Source organism: Chamaesiphon sp. OTE_20_metabat_361 (assembly GCF_031364565.1).
Window position 1 is genome coordinate 1 of sequence record NZ_JANLWO010000157.1, and the last position, 4,125, is coordinate 4,125.

The window sequence follows — 4,125 nt, forward strand, 5'->3', positions numbered from 1 at the left end:
GACTCGCTGCCAACATTTACCAGGCTGTACCTCCACTTCCAACTGTAAAGTGCCACTCGCCTGCTGTTGCCGAAATGATTCGATTAAGCGAGCGAGATCCTGCGATTGGTAAGGAATTAGTGGTAATGTTTCCCCTGGTATCAACACATCACCCATAGACATTCCACTCATCTACCGATTCCGTTGCATCTGAAGATTATCTTTACTATCGTTCCCAGATTTTGGTGGTGAATCGACAAGTGGTGGGAGTTGGGAGTTGGGAGTTGGGAGTTGGGAGTTGGGGGGGATGGGAGTGGCTAAAATGATAAAATTAGGAGTATCTGGATATTTGGAAAGTCTAGCTGCTACGTTTCTAGTGGGCAAAGCTCCCTGTCTTGTCTCGCAGAATCCCTCTTAAAAATCTACCGTGGATACACAAGTTAAAATTGCTGCGTAGCCCCTTTACCCCACCCCAGCCCTCCCCTTATAAAGGGGAGGGAGCAAAAGCCCCCCTTTATAAGGGGGGTTGGGGGAGTCAGCCCAGCACTCCCCTTGTAGAGGGGCGGGAGCAAAAGCCCCCCCTTTATAAGGGGGGGTTGGGGGGGTTGGGGGGGTCAGCCCAGCGAGAACGAAGCAATTGACTTGTGTATCCACCGCAGCTTAAAAAGGCTAGCAGGATTTTCTAGGGTTTGCGAGTGCTATCCTACATTTTCCAAAAATCCTCACATTACCTAACCAATTACTCTCACACCGATCGCTAAATATATGCTCACCGAGATCGAAGCCCACGGCAAACTTGCATCTACTTCTGCGCTAGCTAACAGAATTGCTACAGTTCATCGCCAAACGGGTGAAACTGATGTGACTGTGACGATCGATCTCGATGGGACGGGCATCTGTCGCGCCCAGACGGGGATTCCCTTTCTCGATCACATGCTCCACCAAATTGCCGCCAACGGTTTATTCGATCTCGACATCAGTGCCACAGGCGATATCGAAATCGACGATCACCATACGAATGAAGATGTCGGCATTACCCTCGGGATGGCTCTTGGCAAAGCGTTAGGCGATCGCAAGGGGATTGTGAGGTTCGGGCATTTTGTCGCCCCGCTCGATGAAGCCTTGGTGCAAGTGGCGCTAGATTTTTCCGGTCGTCCACACCTGAGTTATGGCTTGGAGATTCCCACCCAACGCGTGGGTACCTACGATACGCAGTTAGTCCGCGAATTTTTTGTCGCAGTTGTCAATCATAGTTTGATGACGCTGCATCTGCGCCAATTAGATGGTATCAATTCCCATCACATTATCGAGGCAACTTTCAAAGCTTTTGCGCGATCGATGCGAATGGCGACAGAATTCGATCTGCGCCGGATCGGGACTATTCCAAGTTCTAAAGGGGTGTTGTGAGGATTGTGTCTCGTACAAAATGAAGCTATTGGTGTTTTAGTGAATAGTGGATAGTGGATAGCGATTCGCGCTCATTGGATTTCCCTATTCACTATTCACTATCCACTATCCACTATTCACTATCCCCGGCGTTGAATAACATTCGGAGCGGCGATTGCCAGCGGTAGATCTGGCGGTTGCGGGTGCTGGAGATCGACTCCCGCCCAAGCATTTAGTAATTGTGCTGCTAAAGCTTGCCACTGAGTTCGCTCCTGAGTGGCAATGTAGCCATTGAGCGGAATTCCGCTCAAGCTGTTGTGAGCGCCTGCCAGAATGCCCGTCAGGGCACAGGCCAGGAGCGATCGCGTCTCCAGCTTGGCGACACGCCGTGTCGCCAAGCTAAAGTCTTCTGGAGTAGCCATAAAGCTAGACATTGCCAGCAGTACTGATGTAATAACTGGCTGCTCGATCCTCGCCAATCGCCGCTCGACTTGATGTAAGCTCATAGAACCAGCCAACGCTCGATCGAGCGTACTGAGTTCTTGAAATATCAGTGGATGCAGATTGGTCATTTCATCGAGGAGTTGAGAGATCGCCGTCTTAGTATTAAAAGATTCTGTGAGCGATCGCGAAACCAGATAACCGATCGCCACGGCACTAGAACAAGTTTCCCAATCCAGTTGCCACTCATGGCTGATATTAATCACAACTTCGCGTAATTTTGGTCGATCTTCATGAAAAAATAACATTAATGGAAGCATGGCAATCAAGGCGCTTGCTGAATTGTTTAGATCTGGATTAACCCGCTTAGACCAATCTTCAATTGCAAATTTCCCACCGAAGGTGAGATAATTAATCCCATCGATTAATGCGGGCGTGGTATTCATGATTAATTGGTTGGGAGCGATTTGGTAGCGATCGAGATAAATCAGATTACCGCCAATTAATGCACCTTGAAACTTGGTTAATAATAAGTGTTTCATCTTTGTTATACTTAGCTTAAAACTTGTTAAAATTCTCAAACACTACCCGATCTTACCTAACTTCATGTTGAATTCCGATGTGGCTGCTCCGACGATCGTCTCCGAACCGATTACTGGGTATACTATCGGTACTAAAGCATCGGGACTAGTTGAAGTATTAGTCGATTGTCCGGGAACTCAAGCGTTATATACCTACAATGTCCCCGCACGATTGAGTATCCAAGTTGGCGATATTCTGAGCGTGCCTTTGGGCGGGCAAGTCGTCGGGGGAATTGCGATTAGGTTTGTCGATCGCCTGCCCGAAAATCTCCCCTTAGCCAAGATTAAAGATATCGAGGATGTGGTCGCATCGGGATTATTTAAAGCTAATTATTGGCAGTGGTTAGCCCAAATCGGTCACTACTATCATACACCACTAATTCAAGTTATTAAGGTGGCGCTACCACCGGGGATATTGACTCGATCGCATCGCCGGATTAAGGCAATATCAACAGATCTAAATACTGATGTTTTCTTGAGTCCGATCGCCAAGAAAATTCTTCAGCTATTGAATTCCCAACCAGATAAAAATTATAGTTGGCAGCATATTCAAAAACAAATTCCGCAGTCGCTTAAAGGTTTGCGCGAATTACTAGATAAAAAGTTAGTTGAATCTTATTTAGAATCAGGACAAACTCAACAGCCCAAACTCTTAAAAGCGGTAGTTTTGACTGCCGAATTAATCGGCGACGATCTGTCCGCTCGCCAACGCGAGGTCGTCGAGATCTTAAGACAGCATGACGGGGAATTATGGCAATCGGAATTAACAAAACTCGGTGGTACCACGCCAGCAACTTTAGTCAAAATTGCCCAGAAGGGATACATCGCGATCGTCGATAAAGAAAAACTCCGATCCGATCGATCTGTCGGCATCTTCCAACAAGAACCAGCCAAACAACTCACCCCAGATCAAGCTGCTGCCCTAGCCGTAATTAACGATATTTCTGGATACGCCCGAGTCCTCCTACATGGCGTGACTGGCTCCGGCAAAACCGAAGTCTATCTCCAAGCGATCGAGCCAATCCTAGCACGTAACAAATCGGTTTTAGTCTTAGTCCCCGAAATTGGCTTGACACCCCAACTAACTGACAGATTTCGATCGCGATTTGGCGATAAAGTTTGCGTTTATCATAGTGCCCTCAGCGACGGCGAACGCTATGACACCTGGCGACAGATGTTCAATGATACCAGTCAAATTATCATCGGCACTCGATCGGCAATTTTCGCACCATTACCCAACTTAGGACTAATTATCCTCGACGAAGAACACGATTCGAGCTTCAAACAAGACCAACCCGCCCCCACTTACCAAACTAGAGATATTGCCAACTGGCGCGCCGAACTAGAATCCTGCCCCCTGATCCTCGGCTCCGCCACCCCCTCCCTAGAGACTTGGGTAAATATTGGGGTTGGTGATGAAGAGACGAGGAGCGGAAAGTGCGGTCTGGGGGTTTCCCAACTGGGCGGGAGACCCGACCAGACAAGTAGAGCACCTTTCCAAGACGGACGAGGAGACAAGGAGACTAATTATCCCCCCCTCTCCCAGTCCCCCCCTCTCCCGAACTCCCAACTCCCAACCCCCAACTCCCAAGCCCCAACTCCCAACTCCCAACTCCCAACTCCCATCTCCCATCTCCCATCTCCCATCTCCCAACTCCCTCCCACTACCTCCCCCTCCCAACGCGTCCACGCCCGCCCCCTCCCTCCAGTCAAAATCGTCGATATGCGACAGGAATTG

General features: G+C 48.9%; 4 protein-coding genes. 2 read left to right on the forward strand and 2 right to left on the reverse strand.

The features are described from left to right. Positions 1 to 171 precede the first annotated feature (171 nt). Positions 172 to 363: a hypothetical protein gene (locus RMO35_RS04350; RefSeq protein ID WP_309738809.1), complete on the reverse strand. Its 192-nt coding sequence runs from the start codon at positions 361 to 363 to the stop codon at positions 172 to 174. 381 nt (positions 364 to 744) lie between these two features. On the opposite strand from RMO35_RS04350, the gene hisB reads away from it, so the two are divergent. Next, positions 745 to 1,386 carry an imidazoleglycerol-phosphate dehydratase HisB gene (hisB, locus tag RMO35_RS04355; protein ID WP_309738810.1) on the forward strand — a complete coding sequence of 214 codons (642 nt, stop codon included), beginning with the start codon at positions 745 to 747 and terminating at the stop codon, positions 1,384 to 1,386. Between the two features lie 119 nt (positions 1,387 to 1,505). On the opposite strand, the gene RMO35_RS04360 is transcribed toward hisB, so the two are convergent. Then, complete coding sequence (locus RMO35_RS04360; RefSeq protein ID WP_309738811.1) at positions 1,506 to 2,348, reverse strand: ADP-ribosylglycohydrolase family protein; 843 nt, start codon at positions 2,346 to 2,348, stop codon at positions 1,506 to 1,508. A 64-nt stretch (positions 2,349 to 2,412) separates the two neighbouring features. Here RMO35_RS04360 and priA point away from each other — a divergent pair. Beyond that, a partial coding sequence (gene priA, locus RMO35_RS04365; protein ID WP_309738812.1) for a primosomal protein N' occupies positions 2,413 to 4,125 on the forward strand: 1,713 nt, incomplete at its 3' end.

Excerpts from the sequence above, each read along its gene's own strand:
- hisB (WP_309738810.1), top strand. The coding sequence starts at position 745 with ATGCTCACCGAGATCGAAGCCCACGGCAAACTTGCATCTACTTCTGCG.
- RMO35_RS04360 (WP_309738811.1), bottom strand. The coding sequence starts at position 2,348 with ATGAAACACTTATTATTAACCAAGTTTCAAGGTGCATTAATTGGCGGT.